We start from the raw sequence: 20,691 nt of genomic DNA, 5'->3' as shown, positions 1-20,691 counted from the left end.
GTAACCTTCGGCAAATCAAACGGTTCCGGGCAGCTTTGCCTTGGCAAATCCCGTCCAGGCAGCGTCATAGTCGGGCTGGGCGTGGCCCAGCGCAAAGCGGGTGGGGCGATAGACCCATCGGCTTTCCAGCATGAATGCCATGGTGCCTTCGATCTTGTGAGGCGTCAGCTCTGCCTCGCTCGCCTTGCGCCAGCTGGTGACGTCCGGCCCATGCCCGGCCATCTGATTGTGCAAGGAAATCGCGCCGGGGCCAAAGCCTTCGCCCTCCTTGGCATCATACACGCCATGGATCAGGCCCATCGCCTCCGACATGAAGTTGCGATGGAACCAGGGCGGCCGGAACGTGTCCTCCGCCACCATCCAGCGGGGTGGAAAGATCACGAAATCGGCATTGGCCGTGCCCGGCACATCGCTCGGGCTGGTCAGCACGGTAAAGATCGACGGATCGGGATGATCGAAACTCACCGTGTTCATGGTGTTGAACCGCGAAAGATCATACCGGCATGGCGCATAATTGCCGTGCCAGGCGACCACATCCAGCGGGCTGCGGCCAAGGTCGGTCGACCAGAGCGTGCCGTCGAATTTCTGGATCAGCTCGAACGGTCCCTCCTCATCCTCGAACCAGGCAATGGGCGTTTCGAAATCGCGCGGATTGGCCAGGCCATTGGCGCCGATCGGCCCCAGGTCCGGCAGGCGGAAGGGCGAGCCGAAGTTTTCGCAGACATAACCGCGCGAGGCACCATCGGTCAGTGTCACGCGAAACCGCACCCCGCGCGGGATCAGCACGATATGGCCCGGCGCGGCCTCGATCCGCCCAAGCTCGGTCAGCACCGCGATCCCGCCCTGTTGCGGCACCAGCACCATTTCCGCATCGGCGTTCACGAAAGCGCGGGCGGTCATGTCCCTGTCCGCGCGCCAGATATGGAGCGCCGCGCCATGCTGATCCCCCGGCGATCCGGCAACCAGCATCGTGGTCAGGCTGTCGAGCCAATCGGCCCCTTCGCTGATCGTCAGCGGGGACCAGCGCAGCCGGTTCGGCGCAAGCGGCGCGTCCCCGGTATCGGCGACAAACAGCGGTGCGCCGGCATAGGGCGCAAAGGGTTCGTGCGCCGCGCTGGGTCGCAGGCGATATAGCCAGCTGCGGCGATTTTCATGCCGTGGCGCGGTAAAGGCGGTGCCCGACAACTGCTCTGCATACAGGCCGAATGCGGGTCGCTGCGGCGAATTGCTGTTGACGGGCAGCGCACCGGGCATTGCCTCCGTCGCGAAATGGTTGCCGAAACCGGACAGATAATCGGTCATGGTTGCTCCATGCCCCCTCTCCTGAAAGAGAGGGGAAGTGTCCATCAAGCCTTTGCGGGCACGACGCCGCGTCGGATCTGGTCCAGTTCGATGCTTTCGAACAGCGCTTTGAAATTGCCCTCGCCAAAGCCGTCATTGCCCTTGCGCTGGATGATCTCGAAAAAGATCGGGCCGACCATGTTTTCGGTAAAGATCTGCAGCAGCAATCCCCCACCGGTTTCCGGCGCCCCGTCGATCAGGATCTTGCGCTTGCGCATCTCCTCGACGTCATGGGCATGGCCGGGCAGGCGCTTGTCGATCAGGTCGAAATAGGTGTCGGGTGTGTCCTGAAACCGGATGCCGCGTGCGCGCAGGGCATCGACCGTGGCAAAGATATCGTCGGTCGCCAGCGCGATGTGCTGAATGCCCTCGCCCTTATAGTCCTTGATGAACTCTTCGATCTGGCTGTGTTCATCCTGGCTTTCGTTCAAGGGAATGCGGATCTTGTTGTCCGGCGCGGTCATCGCCTTGGAAAACAGGCCCGTCGCCTGACCTTCGATGTCGAAATAGCGGATCTGGCGAAAGTTGAAGATGCGCTCGTAATAATCCGCCCAGTAATCCATCCGCCCGCGCTTCAGATTGTGGGTCAGGTGGTCGAGCGTGTGCAGACCGACTGAATGATCGTCCGCGCTGGCGCCGGTCGGCTCGAAATCGATGTCATAGATCGTGGCCGCGCCGCGCCGGTCGACCAGATACAGGTTCGCCCCGCCAATCCCCTCGATCGCCGGGATGTTCAGCTCGGCCGGGCCGACCTTGCCCTCCACCGGCACGGCGCCTTTCTCGACGGCGAGTTTGAGTGCAGCGGCCGCGTCCTTGACGCGAAAGGCCATGGCATTGGCGCTCGGCCCGTGCTGCTCCCGGAAATCGGCGACCTGGCCCGCTGGCTCCATGTTCAGGATGAAATTGATGTCACCCTGAGCATAATGACGCACATTCTTGGACCGGTGCGTGCCGACATGGGTAAAGCCCATTGCGGTGAACAATCCGGCCAGCGCCTGCGGATCGGGGCCGGTGAACTCGACGAATTCAAAGCCATCGAGACCCATCGGGTTGGGCAGATCAGACATTGCGCTCTCCGGTATAACTGGTAACATCGGTTACTAAATAGCGGAACCAAGCTTGGATGCCAAGGCTCAGTCTCGATCAGTTTCTGCCCTATCGCCTGTCCATCGCGTCGAACCGCGTATCGGCGGCGATTGCGACGGCGTATCAGGCGCTGTTCGGCCTCAAAATCCCCGAATGGCGGCTGGTCGCCGTGCTGGCGGAAGAGGGGGCGGCCAGTCAGCAGGCGTTGGGCGTGCGCACGCGGATGGACAAGATGACGGTCAGCCGCGCTGCGCTGACGCTGGTCGAACGCGGGCTGGTGACGCGCAAGGCCAATCCGGCCGATCAGCGGTCGCAGCTTCTATCGCTGAGCGCATCCGGCCGGCAACTCTATGATGAGATCGCACCAAAGGCATTGGCGATGGAGGCGGAATTGATGGCCGGTTTCACTGATGCCGAACGCGAGCGATTGACCGGCTATCTGGTGCGGTTAGAGCAGGCGGCGGAGCGGATCGGCACGGGCCACAGCTGAATCCCGCCAGAACCGATCATGGCCCGATTATGGGGGAATGCGAATGACCGATGCCGTCGTGCGCGCGGGCCTGTCGATCGATGCCGCGCTGGCCGGGTTTCTGGAGGGCGAGGTGCTGACCCCGCTGGGGCTGGACGCCGATGGCTGGTGGTCCGGCGTTGCTGCGATCCTTGCCCGGTTCGTACCCGAAAACCGGGCGCTGCTGGCGGAGCGGGACCGGATTCAGGCCGCTCTGGACGACTGGCACCGCAACCATCCCGGACCGATTGCCGACATGGCAGCCTATCAGGCGTTCTTGCGTCAGATCGGCTATCTGGTCGATGAGCCCACCCCCTTTGCCATCGGCACCACTGATGTGGACGCAGAAATCGCGACGATGGCCGGGCCGCAGCTTGTCGTCCCCGCGCTCAATGCCCGGTTCGTGCTGAATGCCGCCAATGCCCGCTGGGGCAGCCTGTACGATGCGCTGTACGGAACGGATGCGGTTCCGGGCGGGGCAAGGCCGGGCGGATATGATGTGGACCGCGGCGCGCAAGTGATTGCGCGGGCAAAGGCCTTGCTGGATCAGGCGGTGCCGCTGACCGGGCTGAGCTGGGCAGACTGGTCGGGTGGCACGCTGCCGCTCGCCGATCCGGGCCAGTTCGTCGGCTCTGCGGGCGACAATCTGCTGTTCCGTCACCATGGACTGCATATCGAGGTTGTGATCGACCGCGCCCATCCCATCGGCGCGACCGATCCGGCCGGGATCGCCGATGTGGTCCTGGAATCGGCGCTGACCGCGATCATCGACCTGGAGGATTCGGTTGCAGCCGTGGACGCGGCCGACAAGCGGCTGGGCTATGCCAACTGGCTCGGCCTGATGCGCGGCGATCTGTCGGAAACGTTCGACAAGGGCGGGCGCAGCCTGACCCGGCGGCTCCACCCCGACCGCGATTATGCCGCGCCGGATGGTGCGCCCTATCGACTGCCGGGCCGCGCTCTCCTGTTCGTGCGCAACGTCGGTCACCTGATGACGACGCCGGCCGTCCATCTGCCCAACGGCAGCGAGGTGCCAGAGGGCATCCTCGACGCGATCGTTACCTCGACCATCGCGCTGTTCGACCTGCGCGGGCTGGGCCAGCATCGCAACAGCCGCACGGGCAGCGTCTATATCGTCAAGCCGAAGATGCACGGTCCCGCCGAATGCGCCTTCACCAACGCGCTGTTCGACGCGGTGGAGGATCTGCTCGTCCTGCCGCGCCACACGATCAAGGTGGGCGTGATGGATGAAGAACGGCGGACCAGCGCCAACCTCGCCGCCTGTATCCATGCGGTGCGTGACCGGATCGTGTTCATCAACACCGGCTTCCTCGATCGCACGGGGGACGAGATGCACACCGCGATGCACGCCGGCGCGATGATCCCCAAGGCGGAGATGAAGGCAAGCGCCTGGATCAGGGCCTATGAGGATCGCAATGTCCGCATCGGCCTGGCCTGCGGTCTGTCCGACCGGGCGCAGATCGGCAAGGGGATGTGGGCCGCGCCCGATCGCATGGCGGACATGATCGAACAGAAGATCGGCCATCCGATGAGCGGCGCCAACACCGCCTGGGTCCCGTCGCCCACCGCCGCCACGCTGCACGCCATGCACTATCATGCGGTCGACGTGTTTGCGCGGCACCGGGACATCGCGGGTGAGGCGATCCCCGGCCTCGACGGGCTGCTGACCATCCCGGTCGCTGCCGGGCGCAACTGGAAGGCCGGGGAAGTGGCGCGGGAACTCGACAATAATGCTCAAGGGATCCTGGGCTATGTCGTCCGCTGGATCGATCAGGGGGTCGGTTGTTCAAAGGTGCCGGATATCAACGATATCGGCCTGATGGAGGATCGGGCGACCCTGCGCATCAGTGCTCAGCACATGGCGAACTGGCTGCATCACGGTGTTGCCACGCCGGATCAGGTCGATGCCGCGCTGACCCGCATGGCGGCAAAGGTGGATGCCCAGAATGCGGCCGATCCGTTGTACCGGCCACTGACGCCGGACAGTGCCGCCTTTCGCGCAGCCCGCGCGCTGGTGTTCGATGGCATGGCGCAGCCCAATGGCTATACCGAGCCGCTGCTTCATGCCTGGCGCCTTCGGGTCAAGGCGGGCGCTTACTGACTGGATTGTCAGTAAGCCATGGTCTAGCCTCTCCGGCAGGAGAGAGGAGTGCCGATGGCCGAGCGGTTTGACGTGGTCGTGGTGGGTGCCGGGATTTCCGGCATCGGCGCTGGCGTTCACCTGAAACATCGCTGCCCGGATCGAAGCTTCGTGATCCTGGAGGGGCGGGATCGGATTGGCGGCACTTGGGACCTGTTCCGCTATCCCGGCATCCGGTCGGACAGCGACATGTTCACGCTGGGCTATTCCTTTCGCCCGTGGACGGACAGCAAGGCGATTGCCGATGGTCCGTCCATTCTGCGCTATCTGCACGACACGGTGCGGGACGAGGGGCTGGACGGACATATCCGCACGGGCACGCGGGTCATCGCTGCCGACTGGTCGACGCCCGATGCGCTGTGGCGGGTGACGGTCGAGCAGGGCGGGGCGCAATCGTTGATCGAATGCAGCTTCCTGTTCCTTGGATCGGGCTATTACGACTATGCGCGTGGCCACACCCCGGATTTTCCGGGACAGGCGGCGTTTGCGGGGCAGGTGATCCACCCGCAATTCTGGCCGGAGGAACTGGATTATTCCGGCAAACGGATCGTGGTGATCGGCAGCGGGGCAACCGCAGTGACGCTGGTGCCGGAACTCGCCAAACAGGCGGGCCATGTCACGATGTTGCAGCGATCGCCCACCTATATGGCGTCGCGCCCGTCTGAGGATGCCCTTGCCAACTGGATGCGCGATCATCTGCCGTTAAAGCTCGCCTATGGCATCACCCGCTGGCGCAACGTCCTGTTGCAGCAGATATTCCACAAGCTGGCCCGTGCCCGGCCGCGTCAGTTTGCCGACCGGCTGATCGGCATGGTCCGCGATGCGCTTCCCGCGGGCTATGATGTCGAGACGCATTTCACCCCCAGCTACAAACCGTGGGATCAGCGGGTCTGCCTGGTCCCTGATGCCGACCTGTTCACCGCGCTGGGCGAGGGGCGGGCGGGGGTGGTGACCGGCCGGATCGATCGGTTCGCGGCGGATGGCATCCGCCTGACTGATGGGCGGATGCTGCCCGCCGATATCGTGGTGACGGCGACGGGGCTGGAACTGAAGCTGATGGGCGGCATTGCGGTCAGCGTGGACGGCGTGCGGCTGAACCTGCCCGATACGTTGAATTACAAGGGCATGATGCTGTCGGACGTGCCCAATCTGGCGATCTGTTTCGGCTATACCAATGCCAGCTGGACGCTGAAGGCCGACCTGACAGCGGCCTATGTCTGCCGCCTGCTGAACGCCATGCGCGCGCGCGGAATGCGGCAGGCAACGCCGCGCGTCTCGGCAGAGGCGACGGGCGAGGCGCCGTTTCTGGATTTCACATCGGGGTATGTTCAGCGCGCCATGGCACAATTCCCCAAACAGGGGACCCGCAAGCCATGGCGGCTGCACCAGAATTATCTGCTCGACCTGCTCGCGCTGAAATACGGGTCGGTCGACCGCGAGATGGAATTTTCCAATCCGGTCCCGGCACGCGCCGCCGCCTGAATTTTTGGTGCAACGCAACCAGCCCCTGTTCGTTGGGGAGTGGGAGGCGATCGTTGCATGCATGAACTTTTGGCGGAAAACGCCCATAATCTTACCAACCTCGTGCCGCCCCCGTCGCCCGACGGGCCGTTTGCGCTGTTCCTGGACCTCGACGGCACGCTGATCCCCATTGCAGATCGGCCGGATGCGGTGGTCGTGCCTGACGCGTTGCCGTTGCTGCTGGCCCGTCTCGCCGAACGGCTGGACGGACGGCTTGCCATCATCAGCGGGCGTTCGCTTGCCACCATCGATTCGCTGCTGGGGCTGGGCATGATCGCCGCCAGTGGCAGCCACGGGCTGGAGCTTCGCAACACGGACGGCACGATCACGGCCGTAACCCGTCCCGATACGCTGGACGAGGCGCTGTGCGAGCTTGAGGTATTTGCCGGACAGCGGCCGGGGATGCTGGTCGAGCGCAAGCCGCTGGGCGTCGGCATCCATTATCGCGGCGCACCCGAACAGGCGGACGAGGCCGAGCAACTGGTCGAATGCCTCGCCTCTATTCACCGGCTAAAGGTGCAGCGGGGCAAGATGGTGTTCGAACTGCGCCCGCGCGGAGCGGACAAGGGAACGGCGCTGCGCCGGTTCATGGACGATCCGGTCTTTGCCGGTGCGCTTCCCTGGTTCGTCGGCGATGACGTGACGGACGAGCCGGCATTCATCGCCGCGCGCGACCTTGGCGGCGGCGCTGTGCTGGTGGGAGAGGCGCGGCCGACCGCTGCAACATACCGTCTGCCTGATGTTGATGCGGTCCATGCCTGGCTGGACGCGATGGATCAGGCGAAATGATGGATCGGACAACGCTGGACCTGTGGCCCATCGGCAATTGTCAGGTCGCCGCGCTGATCGACCGGCAGGCACGGCTTGTCTGGGGCTGTGCGCCGCGCTTTGACGGAGATCCGCTGTTCAGCTCCCTGATCGACGGGCGGGATCCCGCATCGGGTGATGCTGTCGGCCTGTGGGCAATCGATCTGGAAGACTGCGCTGAGGTCGAACAGGCGTATGTCCGCAACACCGCGATCCTGCGCAGCCGGTTGCGGGATCAGGCGGGCAACGCCATCGAAATCCTCGATTTCTGTCCCCGGTTCGAACGGCTGGGGCGGACCTATCGCCCCGTCTCCTTTGCCCGCATCGTTCGCCCGCTGGCGGGAAGCCCGCGTATCCGCGTCCGGTTGCGCCCGACGCGCGACTGGGGCGACAGCGCGGTTATCACGACCAGCGGATCGAACCATATCCGCTATCTGCTGGCCGGGCAGACGATGCGCCTGTCCACCAACGCGCCGGTCGGGCTGACGCAGGAGGAACGCTGGTATCGGGTCGAGCGCCCGCTGCACTTCTTCCTCGGTCCGGATGAGAGTTTTTCGGGCGACATTGCGACCACGATGGACGAAATGCTCGCCTATACCACCCATCACTGGCAGCATTGGGCGCGCGGCCTTGCCACCCCGCTGGAATGGCAGGATGTCGTCATCCGTTCCGCGATCACGCTGAAGCTGTGCCAATATGAGGAAACCGGGGCGATCGTCGCCGCGCTGACCACGTCGATCCCGGAACATGCCGGATCGCAGCGCAACTGGGACTATCGCTATTGCTGGATCCGCGACGCCTATTACACGGTTCAGGCGCTGAACCGCGTCGGTGCGCTGGACGTGCTGGAGGGGTATCTCGGCTATCTGCGCAACATCGTCGACGATGCCAAGGGTGGTGCGATCCAGCCGCTCTATGGCCTGCTCGGCGAAAAGACGCTGATCGAGGCAGAGGCGCCCCGCCTGTCCGGCTATCGCGGCATGGGGCCGGTGCGCGTCGGCAATCAGGCCTATGAACAGGTTCAGCACGACGCCTATGGCCAGATCGTCCTGTCCAACGTGCAGGCATTTTTCGACGAGCGCTTGCTCCGTATGGCGGGCGAGGAGGATTTCGCCGCGCTGGAACGGGTCGGCGAACGCGCCTTTGCCGTGTATGATCAGCCGGATGCGGGCCTTTGGGAACTGCGCACCCGCCAGTCTGTCCACACCTATTCCGCCGCCATGTGTTGGGCGGCGTGCGACCGGCTGGCCAAGGCGGGGGAGCGGCTGGGCCTTGGTGATCGTGCGACCTTCTGGGCCGGTCGGGCGGATACAATGCGCGCAACGATCGAGGGCGCGGCCTGGCGGCCGGACACCCGGCGCATGTCGGCGACGTTCAGCGGCGATGATCTGGACGCCAGCCTGATTCAGCTTCTGGACCTTCGGTTCCTGACGCCGGACGATCCCCGCTTTCAGGACACGCTGACCGCCGTGGAACAGGGTCTGCGCCGGGGCAGCCATATGCTGCGTTATGACACGGAGGATGATTTCGGCCTGCCCGAAACGGCGTTCAACGTCTGCACCTTCTGGCTGATCGAGGCGCTGCATTTCACCGGCCGCGACGCCGATGCGCGGGCATTGTTTGACGAAATGCTCAGCCGCCGCACCGCCGCCGGCCTGCTGTCCGAGGATATCGATCCGGCGACCGGGGAATTGTGGGGCAATTACCCGCAAACCTATTCGCTGGTCGGCATGATCAACTGCGCTGTTCTGCTCAGCAAACCATGGAGTGCCATAAGATGAGCCGCCTGATCGTCATTTCGAACCGCGTTTCGGCGCCGCGTGACGGTCAGAACGGAGCGCAGGGCGGTCTGGCGGTGGCATTGTCTGCGGCGCTGCGCGAAATGGGCGGCATCTGGTTCGGCTGGTCTGGGGAGACAACGGACAGCTTCAACGGGCATATCCATTTTCAGCGGGCGCAGGGCGTTACCAGCGCCACGGTTGACCTGGAGCCGCAGGATATCGAGGAATATTACAACGGCTATGCCAACCGAACGCTATGGCCGCTGTTCCACTATCGCATCGACCTTGCCGAATATGAGCGGGGGTTTGCCGGCGGCTATCAGCGGGTCAATGATCGGTTTGCCGAAACTGTCCGGCCGCTGATCGACAAATCGGATCTGGTCTGGGTTCAGGATTATCATCTGTTCCCGCTGGGCCAGATGCTGCGCGACCGCGGCTGCACCAACCGGATCGGCTTTTTCCTGCACATCCCATGGCCGCCCCGCCGGCTACTCAACACGATGCCGGAAGCCGCCGATCTGGGTCGGACGATGTTCGCCTATGACCTGATCGGCTTTCACACCGAGGAATGGCTGGACAGCTTCGTCGATTTTGCAGTCCGCGATCTTGGCGCGAAACTGGATGGCGACCTGCTGACCCTTGGCGACCGGCACGTCCGGGTGATGACCTGTCCCATCGGCATCGACACGCGAGAGTTTGTTGCGGCCGCACAGACGACCAATGCCCGCCTGACCTATCGCCGGATGAAGGACAGTGCCGTTGGCCGCGACCTGATCGTCGGGGTCGACCGCCTCGATTATTCCAAGGGGCTGGAAGAACGGTTTCTGGGCTATGAGCGGTTCCTTGCCGACCATCCGGAGGAGCGCAAGGAAGTGTTCCTGTTGCAGATCGCGCCCCCGTCGCGCGGCGCTGTCGAGAGCTATCGGAAAATCCGCGCCTCGCTGGAGGGGCTGGCCGGTCACATCAACGGGGCCTATGCCGATATGGACTGGGTGCCGATCCGCTACGTCAATCAGGGGTATCCTCGCGACGTGCTGGCCGGCATTTACCGCGCGGCGCGGATCGGGCTGGTCACGCCGCTTCGCGACGGCATGAACCTGGTGGCCAAGGAATATGTCGCAGCCCAGAACGCCGACGATCCCGGTGTCCTGATCCTGTCGCGCTTTGCGGGCGCCGCAGCGCAGCTCGGCGAGGGGGCCGTGCTGGTCAATCCGTTCAGCGCGGATGAAATGTCGGACGCGCTGCTGCGTGCGCTGCGGATGCCGCTGGATGAGCGACAGGCGCGCTGGCGGTCCATGATGGACAATGTGGAGCGCGAGGATGTGCTGTGGTGGCGCAAGCGGTTTACCGATGCCCTGGTCCAGGAGCCGGTAGCCGCCTGATCCTGGCTCTGTTCTCGCTGCGAAGCGACGACGGACGTGGCAATCACGCCGTCAACGGATCCACGGCCCTTCGCGAAACCATTTCGTGATGATGTATTTGGTGCCCTGCGTCACCGCCATCCCTTCGTGCAGGGTGTCGTAATTGGGGCTGCCATCGGCCAGCATGTTGTTCCACGCGAGCAGGAACCCGCGCTTCGGCCGAAACTTGACCCCGGCCAGCGGAAACCAGGTGGCGCCCCCTTCTTCCACGTCATTCAGGAAGATCATCGCCGTCCACGTGCGCTGGCCGCCCGATTTCTGCATGTCCGCCCAATAGCTTTCGGTGGAATGAAAGAAATCGTGGTGCGCGCGGAATTGCTGGCCGGGCGCATATCGCTGGCCCTGAATGGTTTCGCCATAATTGGGATGGATGCCCAACAGGTCGGCAATCGCCTCGTCCACCGGCTGGATATCCGGCGCCCAGCGATCGAGGTCGCAACTGTCGCTGGTGCGGAAATAGGGGTCGGCGCTGTCGGACAGCAGCGTCGATTTGCGGCTGCCCGCATCGATCCGCGCAATCATCAGGTCGCACGTCGCCTGCGGAATGAAATCCGCGCCGAAATAAATGTCGGCATTGGGGATATTGGCGCGTTTCAGTCGGGGATTGGCGTCAAGCCGCGCCTTGACGTGCGCGCCGATCTCGGCACGGACGGGGCTCGGCTCCGGGGGGCGTCGGGTCGTCGTCTTCACGATGCCGGTCTTGCCCCCGATGGGTCCCGAAACGCAAGAGGCCGGGGTCGCCCCCGGCCTCTCTGGTTCAATCGGGCATCCGCTTACCAGAAGATGTCATAGACCACATCAACCACCTGACCGGTCCGCAGATCGACCAGCAGCGCATCGTCATAATAACGGACCCAGCGGAACGCGCCGTATGCCGGCGGCAGTCGATAGCTGAACGGGTCGTTGATCCAGTAATTCGGGGCAAACAGGAACGACCCCAGCGTTATGCCGACCGAAAACCGGCGATAGCCATAGCCCCAGCCCTGCGGTGCGTAATATCGCGGCAGGCGATAGGCTTGACGATTGCGCTCGCGGTACCAGCGCCAGTTATAGCGGTTGTCCCGGCTCCAGCCGCGATTCCAGCCGCGCCGGTCGTCCCATCCCTGGCGATACCGCTGATTGTCACGCCAGTCGCCATAGTTGCGGCCCCAATTGCCGTTTCGGTCCCAGCCGCGATCGTCGTTGCGATCCCGGGGCAAGTCTTGGCGATCCATGCGAAAATCACGGCGATCCTCGCGCCGGTCCACCCGGAAATCGCGCCGGTCGTCATTGCGGTCGCGCCGGAAATCCTGGCGATCGTCGCGGCGATCCCGGCGGAACTGTTCCTGAGTCACCTGACCATTGCGGAACGCACCGCGATCCTCGCGCCGCTCCTGCCGGAAATCCTGGCGATCATCGCGCCTGTCGACCCGGAACTCCCGGCGGTCGTCGCGACGCTCGCCACGAAACTCCTGCCTGTCGTCCCGGCGTTCCTGCCGGAACTCCGGCCGGGGCTGGCGCTGCTGACCCTCGCCGCCGCCCCAACGCTGGCGGTTTTCGCCGCCACTCCGGCCGCCGCGATTGCCATTGCCCCAGTTCCCCCGCTGGCCTCGCTGGCCGCGTTCCCGGTCCTGCATGAACAGTTCAGGCTCCGCTGCCACGCCGACGGGCAAGGGCAGGGTGTTGAGGGCCGACGGACTTGTCTTGCGCGGATCGGATCCGGTGGCGGCACTAGCCGGGACGGGCCACAGGGCAGTGGCGGCGATCAGGCCGAACAAAAGGGAATGGCGCATCATTGGCTCTCCTGCGGCCGGAAGTCCGGCTATGACCCCGATCTAGGCGCGCCAGGATGAGCCGTGGCTGAATTGCGCTGAAAGCGGTTTGTCAGGAAGCATCCCCTGTCGGCACCGTGCCGAACGGCTCAATCGTTTCATCACCGCGGGCGACCCTTGCCGCCTGCTGGATGGCAGGGACGATGCGCGGATAGCTGCCGCAAGGGCACAGATGAGCCAATGCCTCGACAATCTCCTCGTCCGACGGATCGGGCCGTGCGCGGATCAGCGCCGCTGCGGCCATGACGATCCCCGGTGCGCAATATCCGCATTGCAGCGCGTTCGATGCCAGCAGTGCCTGCTGCACCGGATGGCTGCGGTCGCGCGACAGCCCTTCGATCGTGGTCACGAATGCCCCTTCGATGCTGCCGATCGGCACCTGACAGGACCGCCGCGCATCGCCGTCGATATCCACGGTGCACGCGCCGCAATGCCCGGTGCCGCAGCCATATTTCGTACCCGTCAGGTTGGATGCATCGCGCAGTGCCCAGAGCAGGGGCGTGGCGGGGTCCAGCCGATATTCAACAGGCTGATTATTGACGGTAAAGCGGGTCATGACGGACGGACCCTAATTGCCGCCGGGCATTTGTCGAGCGTTCAGTCACGCCAGCTCCGATCGATCCGGTCGACCAGGCGCACCATGGCGGCAAAGTCCGCTGCGCCGGTGCCGCCGGGCGCCTGAACCAGGCTCAGGTCGCGCTGGTGAACGGCAATGACGGCGTCCGGCACCTCGATCGCCTCGCCCAGCGACCCCGTCGCCAGCTGGATCTCGCAGGCGCGCTGCAATGACCAGTATGTCAGGAACGCCTCGGGCAGGGTGCGACCCATGACCACCGGACCGTGATTGCGCAGCAGCATCACCCGCTTGTCGCCAAGGCTCGCCAGCAGGCGCTCGCCTTCGTCCGGGCGCACCGTCACCCCTTCGAAATCATGATAGGTGATCTGTCCGATCAGCGAGCAGGCATAGAAATTGGTCGGGCGCAGCCCGGCGCTAGAGGCGCAGACGGCCATGGTCGCCGTGGTATGCGTATGGATGATGCAATGCGCGTCGGGCAGGTTGCGGTGGAACACCGAATGCTGGGTAAAGCCCGCCCGGTTGACCGGATAGGGGCTGCCATCCAGCGTGTTGCCGTCAATGTCGATCTTGACCAGCTTGGATGCCGTCACCTCGCTGAAGTGTAGGCCAAAGGGGTTGATCAGGAATGCGGTATCCTCACCCGGCACTTTCAGCGTGATGTGGTTGTAGATCATTTCCGACCAGCCGAGCATGTCGAAAACCCGATAACACGCGGCCAGCTGCTGCCGCGCTTGCCATTCGGCATCGCTGATCCGCGATTTCATATCCAGCGCCGTTGCCATCATTCGATCCATCCGCCATGTTTCGAACATCGAGTATGCCACAGGCCGGCAATTGCGCAATGGCCGGGGCGGGGTTGCAGGGGGCGGGTGACAATGCTGATCAACGAACGCGACGGGGCCGTGCTGGTGCTGACGCTGAACCGCCCGGACCGGCTGAATGCCGCGCCGCCGGAACTGTTCGATGCCCTGCGTCAGGCACTGACCGACCGTGGCGATGCGCGCGCTGTCCTGATCCGGGGGGCGGGGCGGGCCTTCTGCTCCGGCGCGGATGTGGCCGGTGCGGCGATGGCTGGCGGTGACCCGGGCGAGGCGACGCATCGCGCGCTGGCCGATCATTATCATCCCACGATGGCCGCCATCGCCGATCTGCCCGTGCCCGTGGTCAGCGCCGTTCGCGGCGCCGCAGCCGGGATCGGATGCAGCCTTGCCCTGGCCGCCGATTTCTGTGTGGCCAGCGACACCGCCTATTTCCTGCAGGCGTTCATCAATATCGGTCTGGTGCCCGATGGCGGCGCAAGCTGGATGTTGCCGCGCCAGATCGGGCGCGCTCGTGCGCTGGAAATGATGATGCTGGGCGAACGGATTGCGGCGGACAAGGCGCTTGGCTGGGGGATGATTCACACGGTCGTCGCTGATGACGAACTGGACAAGGCCGCCTTGGCGCTGGCGCATCGGCTGGCTGCCGGGCCGACGGTTGCGCTTGGCCTGATCCGGCGCGGGGTACAGGCATCGCTTGAGCAGGATTATGCCGGTGCGCTGGCCAGGGAAGCCGCGGATCAGCGCACCGCGCGCGGCACATCTGACGCACTGGAGGGCGGGGCGGCATTTCTTCAGAAAAGAAAGCCATGCTTTCGCGGTAATTAATGGTGAACGGCCCTGATTGCTGTTGCGACCCTGTGGATATTGCGTAGAGTTGGGCCATGGTTCGTTTCGTCTACATCGTTGACGATGAAGAAGAGGTCCGCAATTCGTTGCGGGCACTGATGGGTACTCGTCCCAACTGGATGGTTACCGGTTATCCCACTGGCGATGCGTTTCTGGACGGCATCGACGGGCGCGACGACGGCGTCGTGTTGCTGGATATCCGGATGCCAGGCACGTCGGGCATCGACGTGCTGCGACAATTGCAGCCGATGGCCGCACGCTTTCCCGTCGTCATGGTGACCGGTTCGGGCGACATCCGCTCCGCGGTCGAGGCGATGAAACTGGGCGCTGTCGAGTTTGTCGAAAAGCCGTATCAGCCGGAGCAGCTGTTCGACGCGATCGAGCTGGGCTTTGCCGCGCTGGAGGAAGCGCGCGCGCGTGAGCAGATCCGCGGCGATGCCCGTGCGCTGATCGGCCGGTTGTCCCCGCGCGAGCGGGCTGTGCTCGACCTGTTGATCGATGGCGCGCCGAACAAGGTGATTGCCGACCGCCTCGGCCTCAGCGTCCGGACGGTCGAAGTGCACCGGGCCAACCTGATGGACAAGCTGGAGGCGCGTTCGCTTTCCACTGTCCTTCGCCTTGCCTTTCATGCGGGTCTGGTCGCCGACGACACGCTTTGAAAATGTGGAAAATACTGATCTTGTCCCGTGACCCGGTTATAGGGATGGTGAGTCAAGCGTTGTTTGTCGGGGCGAGTTCGTATGGGTGCGATGGCGGCGATCGGGGGGACTGCCAGCCTTGCATCCGCCCGCCCGGCGGGACGATCGGGCTCGCCGGGCGGGCATAGCCCGGCGGTCCAGGCATGACGTTTCCAATCGCATATTTTACGTGGGAGCCGACGACCGACCAGCTCCGCTGGGACGGCAATGCCGCTTCGCAGCTTGGGCTTGCCAATGATCAGCTGGACAGTCTGACGCGCTGGTCCGCGCATTGGGCGCAGGAATCCCGGATGGATGCGGCGCGTGTGATCGCTGAATCGTCCCGCGAAAGGCCGGACCCCGTTCGGCTTGTCGTTCATCAGCAGGAAAAGGCCGGTGGCGTCCGTCCGCTGCAGCTATGCGGCGACTGGGTCGATGGCCTGATCTGCGGCGTGGTCTTTGACATTGCGCAGGTCGAGGCAGAGGACATCGCCCGGTCGCCCGTTCTGGCTGCTCGTCAGTTTACCCACGATATCGCTCAGCCCCTTGCCGCGGCCAGCAATTATCTGGCGGCGCTGGAAATGGTTGCCGGACAGTCCGAGGCGGATCCTGCGCTGATCCAGATGGCCGGCGCCGCGCGCAATCAGGTCACGCGCGCAGGGATATTCGTCCGGTCGCTGCGGGAACGGATCGTTGAGGCGGACGCCCGCTGACCGGCGTCAGTTGCCGGCGCCGCGAAATAGAAAAAACGCTCCGGCAGCGATCAGCGAAAAGCCGATCAGGTGGTTGGCCGTGATCCGTTCGCCCAGATACAGGATCGAAAACAGCGCAAAGACGCTGAGCGAAATCACTTCCTGAATGCCCTTGAGCTGTGCGGTGGAATAGACGGCGGAACCGATTCGGTTGGCCGGCACCGCCAGGAAATATTCGGGCAGCGCGATCAGCCAGCTGACCAGGATGACGATCACGATCGGCACCTGCTTGTATTTCAGATGGCCGTACCACGCGAAGGTCATGAAGACGTTCGATGCGATCAGCAGTGCGATGGTCAGGATCCGGGGCGGGATGGACATGATCGGCGTTCCTTACGGCCGGACGATTTCCACGATGATGTCGCCTGGTTCGATCCGGGCGGCTGCATCTTCGAAAAAGCCATGGGGCGCACCGTCGCGGTACAGCCGCAGGCCAAGGCCGGTGGTGATCGCCGACAGCGGCTTTCCAACCTCGTCCGCCCGTGCCGGACGTTCGGCCAGCGCCACCTTTCCGCTGACCGATGCCAGGTCGAGCAGATATTCCGCCACATGGCCGCCCTGGCACGATCCGGCCAGCAACAGTCCGGCAAAGCTTACTGGATTGATGACCGTCGTTGCCCCGGCGGCACGCGCGGGCAGTTCATTGTCCTCTGCCTTCACGATCACGCTGATTGGCAATTCTGGCGCAAGGTGGCGAGCCGTCAGGGTAATCAGGATCGATGTGTCGTCGCGTCCTGCCGACACGATCATCGAACAGGCATCCGCAATGCGGGCGTCCATCAACGTCTGATCGCGGGTCGCATCACCGGGCAGGACGATGCAGCCCATCGCCTCTGCGGCGGCCAGCGCATCGGCATCGCTGTCGATCACCACGATCCGGCCCGCGTCGTGGCCCCGCGCGATCAACTCGCAGATCGCTTCGGATCCGGTCGTGCCATATCCGGCGACGACGATATGCCCGGTCAGGGTCCGTTGCAGTCGCGCCATGCGCCATTTCTCCCATGTGCGGCGGATCACGAAATCATAGGTGGTGCCGATGAACAGCAGCACGATAAACACCCGGATCGGCGTCACGATCAGTGCATCGAACATCCGCGCCTGTGTCGTCACCGGGGCGATGTCGCCATAACCCGTGGTGGTGATCGAGATCATCGTAAAATAGACGACGTCCAGGAAGCTGATCTGGCCGTCATAATTGTCGCGAAGCCCGGCGCGATCGAACCAGTGGACGGCAATGGCCAGGCCCACCATCCCGATCACGCCTGCCACCCGCCATGCGATCGACAGCCAGACCGGCATCCGGGATGCACGTCGCATCGCCTGGCCCGTGCGGCGGTCGCCGGGCGGCAACCTCATTTGCGGGACGGCAATTGCTTGGCGGGGTCGACCGGATCGCGGCCCTTGCGCAGTTCGAAATGAAGCTGCGGCCGGTCGGCCTGACCGGTGCTGCCGGTATATCCGATGATCTGGCCGCGTTTCACCGCCTGGCCCCGCTGCACAGACAACCGGCTGGCATGGCCATAGACGCTGGTCCATTCCGACCCGTGCTTGACCATGATGATACCGCCCAGCGTCGCGACCGACGTGCCGGTATAGGCAACGACGCCGTCTGCGGTCGCCCGGATGGGGGTGCCGGCCGGAACGCCGATCTTGACCCCGTCCAGTCGCTCGCCCGATGCGCCGGGGCCGAACCGCTTGACGATGGCGCCATTGTCGACCGGCCAGTCGAACCGGCCATTGAACCGCGCGGTGTCCGCGACGGCCGCTGACGGCGGCAGGATGCGAGCGGACGACGCCGTCGCCGCGGCAGGCTTTTCGGCCGGGCCAAGGGCTGGCTCACCCCCGGTGACAAGGGAGTCGATATCGAGTTCGAACGCCGCCTGCCGCCGTGCCGATGCCGGGGTGCCTGCTACTGCGGGCAGAGGAGCGGGCGGCGGCGCGACGACGGCCGTTGCCGCATCGGGGATCAGGATGCGCTGATCGACGCGCAGCAGATAGGGCGGCTCCAGCGCATTGGCGGCCAGCACGTCGCGCCATGGCACGCCATAGGCACGCGCGATCGCAATGCCGGTCTCGCCCGCCTTGACGCGGTGATATCGGCCCGCGGGGATGGTCAGCGTCTGGCCGCGCCGGATGGTGTAGGGCTGGGTCAGGCCGTTGGCCCGCGCAATCGCCTCTGACCCCGCACCGGTCTTTGCCGAAATCGAGCGCAATGTATCGCCCGGCGCAACGGTATAGCGTGATCCGGCCACCGTCCGCGCATCGGCGACGACCGGTCGCGCTTCCCATGCCGGTGTTGCCGTCGGCAGTGCGACGACATCCGCATCCTGCCGTTCGTAACCGGGTTCGGGCAGGGGCGCGGGGTCGATTGGCCCGCTGACTTGCGGGGCAGGGGGCCGGTATGCCTGGCGCGGGATGCAGCCCGCCGTCGTCGCCAACAATGGCAACAGCACGGTAATCCAGATGCCCCGATCCATGGCGTCCCCCCGTTCCGGCTTCAGCGCAAAGCCTGTGCCAGCATAGCCATGGATTCCCGGTGCGTCAGGTCCAAATGCAGCGGCGTTACAGCAACATAGCCATCCGCCACCGCCTCAAGGTCGGTATGGTGCGCCGGCGTGCTCGGCACCGCGCCCAGACCGAACCAGTGATACTCATACCCGCGCGGATCGCGGTTGGTCACGATGTTCAACCGGCCATAGTCGCGAAACCCCTGTTCGACGACGCGCACGCCGCGCACATCGGCGGCGGGAAGGGCGGGAAAGTTGATGTTGACCAGCGTTCGCGGCGTCCATTCTGCTGCGATGATCGGGCGCAGCACGCGTTCGCCCCATGCCCTGGCCGCATCGAACGGCACGGCATCGCCCATCGCCTCTCGCGCATAGACCTGGCTTAGCGCGATCGACCGGATGCCCGCCAGCGCGCCCTCCATTGCCGCCGATACGGTGCCCGAATAGGTTACGTCCTCGCCCAGATTGGCACCGCGATTGACGCCGGACAGGATCAGGTCGGGCGGACTGTCCTTCATCAGCTTGGCAACCGCCATCATCACAGCATCGGTCGGTGTCCCGCTGACCGCAAAGCGTCGCTCGCCGAACCGGCGCACCCGGAGCGGCCGGGTGAGCGTCAGCGAATGGCCGGCACCCGATTGCTCGTCGGCCGGTGCCACCACCCACACGTCGTCGGACAGGGTGGCCGCAATCTCCTCCAGCACCGACAGGCCGGGGGCATGATAGCCATCGTCATTGGTCAGCAGGATGCGCATCAGTTGGCCGGGTCCAGCCGCTCGATCCCCGCCATATAGGGCCGCAGTACTTCGGGCACGGTCACGCTGCCATTGGCGTTCTGGTAATTCTCGATCACCGCAACCAGTGTGCGCCCGACCGCCAGGCCGGAACCGTTCAGGGTGTGGACGAACCGTGTCGCCTTCTCACCCTCCGGCCGATAGCGCGCGTTCATCCGGCGCGCCTGGAAATCGCCGCAGTTCGATACGCTGGAAATCTCGCGATACGCGCCCTGTCCGGGCAACCATACCTCCAGGTCCCACGTCTTGCGCGCGCCAAAGCCCATGTCGCCCGTGCACAGCAGCATCCGGCGATAGGGCAGGGCCAGCGCCTCCAGCACGCTTTCCGCCGCCGCCACCATCCGCTCATGTTCCGCCTCGGACTGGTCCGGCGTGGCAATGGCGACCAGTTCGACCTTCTCGAACTGATGCTGGCGGATAAAACCGCGCGTGTCGCGCCCCGCCGCGCCCGCTTCCGACCGGAAACAGGGCGTCAGCGCCGTAAAGCGCAGTGGCAGGGCATCGGCGGCCAGGATCTGTTCGCGCACCAGATTGGTCAGGCTGACCTCAGCCGTGGGGATCAGGTAACGGCCGTCCGTCGTCTTGAACAAATCCTCCTCGAACTTCGGCAACTGGCCGGTGCCAAAGGCCGCGTGATCGCGCACCAGCAGCGGCGGGGCCATTTCCTGATAGCCATGCACGGCGGTCTGATGATCCAGCATGAACTGGCCCAGCGCCCGGTGCAGCCGGGCCATGGCACCGCGCAGGACCGTGAAGCGCGCGCCGCTGATCGCCGCGCCCGCTTCGAAATCCATGCCCAGCGCCGGTCCCAGATCGGCGTGTTCGCGCGGTACAAAGTCGAACGACGGCGGGGTGCCCCAGCGCTTTTGCTCGACATTGCCGGCCTCGTCCGCGCCCTCCGGCACATCGTCGGCGGGCAGGTTGGAGATGCCGGCAAGCAGCGCGTCCAGCGTTTCGCCCGCCCGGCGTTCCTCGCCCTCCAGCTGGGGCATCCGGTCCTTCAGCGCCGCGACCTCTGCCTTCAGCGCCTCGGCAGCGGACGGATCGCCCTTTGCCATGGCTGCGCCGATCAGCTTCGACGCCTCGTTCCGGCGCGACTGAACCGTCTGCAATTCCGTGGTTAGCGCGCGGCGGCGCTCGTCCAGCGCCAGGATTTCGGCGGAGCGCGGTTCTGCCCCGCGCCGCGTCAGCGCGGCGTCGAATGCAGCAGGGTTTTCGCGGATCAGGCGTAGGTCATGCATGGCCGCGCTATGGCGCGCGTGCCGTCCCTAGGCAAGCCG

Annotated in this window: 21 protein-coding genes; 10 read left to right on the top strand and 11 right to left on the bottom strand. The window is 64.8% G+C overall.

Features of this window, described 5'->3' with window-relative positions; translation table 11 throughout:
- Window positions 1-15: 15 nt before the first annotated feature.
- Window positions 16-1,302: a homogentisate 1,2-dioxygenase gene (gene hmgA / locus ACNI3Q_RS03640; protein ID WP_426274049.1), complete on the bottom strand. Its 1,287-nt coding sequence runs from the start codon at window positions 1,300-1,302 to the stop codon at window positions 16-18.
- Between the two features lie 44 nt (window positions 1,303-1,346).
- Window positions 1,347-2,408 carry a 4-hydroxyphenylpyruvate dioxygenase gene (gene hppD / locus ACNI3Q_RS03635; RefSeq protein WP_426274048.1) on the bottom strand — a complete coding sequence of 354 codons (1,062 nt, stop codon included), beginning with the start codon at window positions 2,406-2,408 and terminating at the stop codon, window positions 1,347-1,349.
- Window positions 2,409-2,464: 56 nt separating this feature from the next.
- Between hppD and ACNI3Q_RS03630 the strand changes: the two genes are divergently transcribed.
- Genes ACNI3Q_RS03630 through ACNI3Q_RS03605 form a run of 6 tightly spaced genes read left to right on the top strand, consistent with a single transcriptional unit; the run spans window position 2,465 to window position 10,587 of the window.
- The gene (locus ACNI3Q_RS03630; protein WP_426274047.1) at window positions 2,465-2,917 is read left to right on the top strand and encodes a MarR family winged helix-turn-helix transcriptional regulator; all 453 of its coding nucleotides are present in this window, start codon (window positions 2,465-2,467) and stop codon (window positions 2,915-2,917) included.
- Window positions 2,918-2,960: 43 nt separating this feature from the next.
- A complete protein-coding gene (locus ACNI3Q_RS03625; protein WP_426274046.1) occupies window positions 2,961-5,057 on the top strand; it encodes a malate synthase G in 2,097 nt (698 codons plus the stop codon).
- Window positions 5,058-5,111: 54 nt separating this feature from the next.
- Window positions 5,112-6,578, top strand: coding sequence for a flavin-containing monooxygenase (locus tag ACNI3Q_RS03620; RefSeq protein ID WP_426274045.1), 1,467 nt, complete (start codon window positions 5,112-5,114; stop codon window positions 6,576-6,578).
- 57 nt (window positions 6,579-6,635) lie between these two features.
- Window positions 6,636-7,406 carry a trehalose-phosphatase gene (otsB, locus tag ACNI3Q_RS03615; RefSeq protein ID WP_426274044.1) on the top strand — a complete coding sequence of 257 codons (771 nt, stop codon included), beginning with the start codon at window positions 6,636-6,638 and terminating at the stop codon, window positions 7,404-7,406.
- Window positions 7,403-9,205, top strand: a complete 1,803-nt coding sequence (locus ACNI3Q_RS03610; RefSeq protein ID WP_426274043.1) for a glycoside hydrolase family 15 protein — start codon at window positions 7,403-7,405, stop codon at window positions 9,203-9,205. Before otsB ends, ACNI3Q_RS03610 begins: the two co-directional genes overlap by 4 nt.
- Window positions 9,202-10,587 carry an alpha,alpha-trehalose-phosphate synthase (UDP-forming) gene (locus tag ACNI3Q_RS03605; protein ID WP_426274042.1) on the top strand — a complete coding sequence of 462 codons (1,386 nt, stop codon included), beginning with the start codon at window positions 9,202-9,204 and terminating at the stop codon, window positions 10,585-10,587. Before ACNI3Q_RS03610 ends, ACNI3Q_RS03605 begins: the two co-directional genes overlap by 4 nt.
- Window positions 10,588-10,638: 51 nt before the next feature.
- Here the strand turns inward: ACNI3Q_RS03605 and ACNI3Q_RS03600 are convergent, their stop codons facing one another.
- Window positions 10,639-11,316 (bottom strand): prolyl hydroxylase family protein, encoded by a 678-nt coding sequence (locus ACNI3Q_RS03600; protein ID WP_426274041.1) that lies wholly within the window; start codon window positions 11,314-11,316, stop codon window positions 10,639-10,641.
- An 83-nt stretch (window positions 11,317-11,399) separates the two neighbouring features.
- Window positions 11,400-11,825 carry an RcnB family protein gene (locus ACNI3Q_RS03595; RefSeq protein ID WP_426274040.1) on the bottom strand — a complete coding sequence of 142 codons (426 nt, stop codon included), beginning with the start codon at window positions 11,823-11,825 and terminating at the stop codon, window positions 11,400-11,402.
- A gap of 3 nt (window positions 11,826-11,828) precedes the next feature.
- Here ACNI3Q_RS03595 and ACNI3Q_RS03590 point away from each other — a divergent pair, with 3 nt between their 5' ends.
- On the top strand, window positions 11,829-12,458 hold the full coding sequence (locus ACNI3Q_RS03590) for a hypothetical protein (RefSeq protein WP_426274039.1): 630 nt from the start codon (window positions 11,829-11,831) through the stop codon (window positions 12,456-12,458).
- Window positions 12,459-12,489: 31 nt separating this feature from the next.
- On the opposite strand, the gene ACNI3Q_RS03585 is transcribed toward ACNI3Q_RS03590, so the two are convergent.
- Window positions 12,490-12,993 (bottom strand): (2Fe-2S)-binding protein, encoded by a 504-nt coding sequence (locus ACNI3Q_RS03585; RefSeq protein ID WP_426274038.1) that lies wholly within the window; start codon window positions 12,991-12,993, stop codon window positions 12,490-12,492.
- 41 nt (window positions 12,994-13,034) lie between these two features.
- Entirely contained in the window at window positions 13,035-13,796 is a 762-nt protein-coding gene (locus tag ACNI3Q_RS03580) for a class II aldolase/adducin family protein (RefSeq protein WP_426274037.1), read from the bottom strand.
- 93 nt (window positions 13,797-13,889) lie between these two features.
- On the opposite strand from ACNI3Q_RS03580, the gene ACNI3Q_RS03575 reads away from it, so the two are divergent.
- From ACNI3Q_RS03575 to ACNI3Q_RS03565, 3 genes are all read left to right on the top strand, one after another.
- Complete coding sequence (locus ACNI3Q_RS03575) at window positions 13,890-14,660, top strand: enoyl-CoA hydratase-related protein (protein ID WP_426274036.1); 771 nt, start codon at window positions 13,890-13,892, stop codon at window positions 14,658-14,660.
- Between the two features lie 56 nt (window positions 14,661-14,716).
- Window positions 14,717-15,340, top strand: coding sequence for a response regulator transcription factor (locus ACNI3Q_RS03570; protein WP_426274035.1), 624 nt, complete (start codon window positions 14,717-14,719; stop codon window positions 15,338-15,340).
- Window positions 15,341-15,522: 182 nt separating this feature from the next.
- Window positions 15,523-16,071, top strand: a complete 549-nt coding sequence (locus ACNI3Q_RS03565; RefSeq protein ID WP_426274034.1) for a hypothetical protein — start codon at window positions 15,523-15,525, stop codon at window positions 16,069-16,071.
- 6 nt (window positions 16,072-16,077) lie between these two features.
- On the opposite strand, the gene ACNI3Q_RS03560 is transcribed toward ACNI3Q_RS03565, so the two are convergent.
- Genes ACNI3Q_RS03560 through serS form a run of 5 tightly spaced genes read right to left on the bottom strand, consistent with a single transcriptional unit; the run spans window position 16,078 to window position 20,652 of the window.
- Window positions 16,078-16,431: a DMT family protein gene (locus ACNI3Q_RS03560; protein WP_426274033.1), complete on the bottom strand. Its 354-nt coding sequence runs from the start codon at window positions 16,429-16,431 to the stop codon at window positions 16,078-16,080.
- Window positions 16,432-16,443: 12 nt separating this feature from the next.
- Window positions 16,444-17,427, bottom strand: a complete 984-nt coding sequence (locus tag ACNI3Q_RS03555) for a potassium channel family protein (RefSeq protein ID WP_426274032.1) — start codon at window positions 17,425-17,427, stop codon at window positions 16,444-16,446.
- Between the two features lie 35 nt (window positions 17,428-17,462).
- On the bottom strand, window positions 17,463-18,587 hold the full coding sequence (locus tag ACNI3Q_RS03550; protein ID WP_426274031.1) for a peptidoglycan DD-metalloendopeptidase family protein: 1,125 nt from the start codon (window positions 18,585-18,587) through the stop codon (window positions 17,463-17,465).
- A gap of 20 nt (window positions 18,588-18,607) precedes the next feature.
- Window positions 18,608-19,372: a 5'/3'-nucleotidase SurE gene (surE, locus tag ACNI3Q_RS03545; RefSeq protein ID WP_426274030.1), complete on the bottom strand. Its 765-nt coding sequence runs from the start codon at window positions 19,370-19,372 to the stop codon at window positions 18,608-18,610.
- A complete protein-coding gene (serS, locus tag ACNI3Q_RS03540) occupies window positions 19,372-20,652 on the bottom strand; it encodes a serine--tRNA ligase (RefSeq protein ID WP_426274029.1) in 1,281 nt (426 codons plus the stop codon). The genes surE and serS overlap by 1 nt, the downstream gene beginning before the upstream one ends.
- Between the last annotated feature and the right edge of the window lie 39 nt (window positions 20,653-20,691).

Source organism: Sphingomonas eleionomae (assembly GCF_049889035.1).
In the GTDB taxonomy this organism is placed as follows: domain Bacteria; phylum Pseudomonadota; class Alphaproteobacteria; order Sphingomonadales; family Sphingomonadaceae; genus Sphingomonas.
Note: the sequence above shows the minus strand (reverse complement) of the source record. Positions and strands in the feature narration are given on the sequence as shown.

Coding starts and splice junctions, on each gene's coding strand:
- hmgA (WP_426274049.1), bottom strand. CDS start 1,302: ATGACCGATTATCTGTCCGGTTTCGGCAACCATTTCGCGACGGAGGCA.
- hppD (WP_426274048.1), bottom strand. CDS start 2,408: ATGTCTGATCTGCCCAACCCGATGGGTCTCGATGGCTTTGAATTCGTC.
- ACNI3Q_RS03630 (WP_426274047.1), top strand. CDS start 2,465: ATGCCAAGGCTCAGTCTCGATCAGTTTCTGCCCTATCGCCTGTCCATC.
- ACNI3Q_RS03625 (WP_426274046.1), top strand. CDS start 2,961: ATGACCGATGCCGTCGTGCGCGCGGGCCTGTCGATCGATGCCGCGCTG.
- ACNI3Q_RS03620 (WP_426274045.1), top strand. CDS start 5,112: ATGGCCGAGCGGTTTGACGTGGTCGTGGTGGGTGCCGGGATTTCCGGC.
- otsB (WP_426274044.1), top strand. CDS start 6,636: ATGCATGAACTTTTGGCGGAAAACGCCCATAATCTTACCAACCTCGTG.
- ACNI3Q_RS03610 (WP_426274043.1), top strand. CDS start 7,403: ATGATGGATCGGACAACGCTGGACCTGTGGCCCATCGGCAATTGTCAG.
- ACNI3Q_RS03605 (WP_426274042.1), top strand. CDS start 9,202: ATGAGCCGCCTGATCGTCATTTCGAACCGCGTTTCGGCGCCGCGTGAC.
- ACNI3Q_RS03585 (WP_426274038.1), bottom strand. CDS start 12,993: ATGACCCGCTTTACCGTCAATAATCAGCCTGTTGAATATCGGCTGGAC.
- ACNI3Q_RS03580 (WP_426274037.1), bottom strand. CDS start 13,796: ATGGCAACGGCGCTGGATATGAAATCGCGGATCAGCGATGCCGAATGG.
- ACNI3Q_RS03575 (WP_426274036.1), top strand. CDS start 13,890: ATGCTGATCAACGAACGCGACGGGGCCGTGCTGGTGCTGACGCTGAAC.
- ACNI3Q_RS03570 (WP_426274035.1), top strand. CDS start 14,717: ATGGTTCGTTTCGTCTACATCGTTGACGATGAAGAAGAGGTCCGCAAT.
- ACNI3Q_RS03565 (WP_426274034.1), top strand. CDS start 15,523: ATGACGTTTCCAATCGCATATTTTACGTGGGAGCCGACGACCGACCAG.
- ACNI3Q_RS03560 (WP_426274033.1), bottom strand. CDS start 16,431: ATGTCCATCCCGCCCCGGATCCTGACCATCGCACTGCTGATCGCATCG.
- ACNI3Q_RS03555 (WP_426274032.1), bottom strand. CDS start 17,427: ATGCGACGTGCATCCCGGATGCCGGTCTGGCTGTCGATCGCATGGCGG.
- ACNI3Q_RS03550 (WP_426274031.1), bottom strand. CDS start 18,587: ATGGATCGGGGCATCTGGATTACCGTGCTGTTGCCATTGTTGGCGACG.
- surE (WP_426274030.1), bottom strand. CDS start 19,372: ATGCGCATCCTGCTGACCAATGACGATGGCTATCATGCCCCCGGCCTG.
- serS (WP_426274029.1), bottom strand. CDS start 20,652: ATGCATGACCTACGCCTGATCCGCGAAAACCCTGCTGCATTCGACGCC.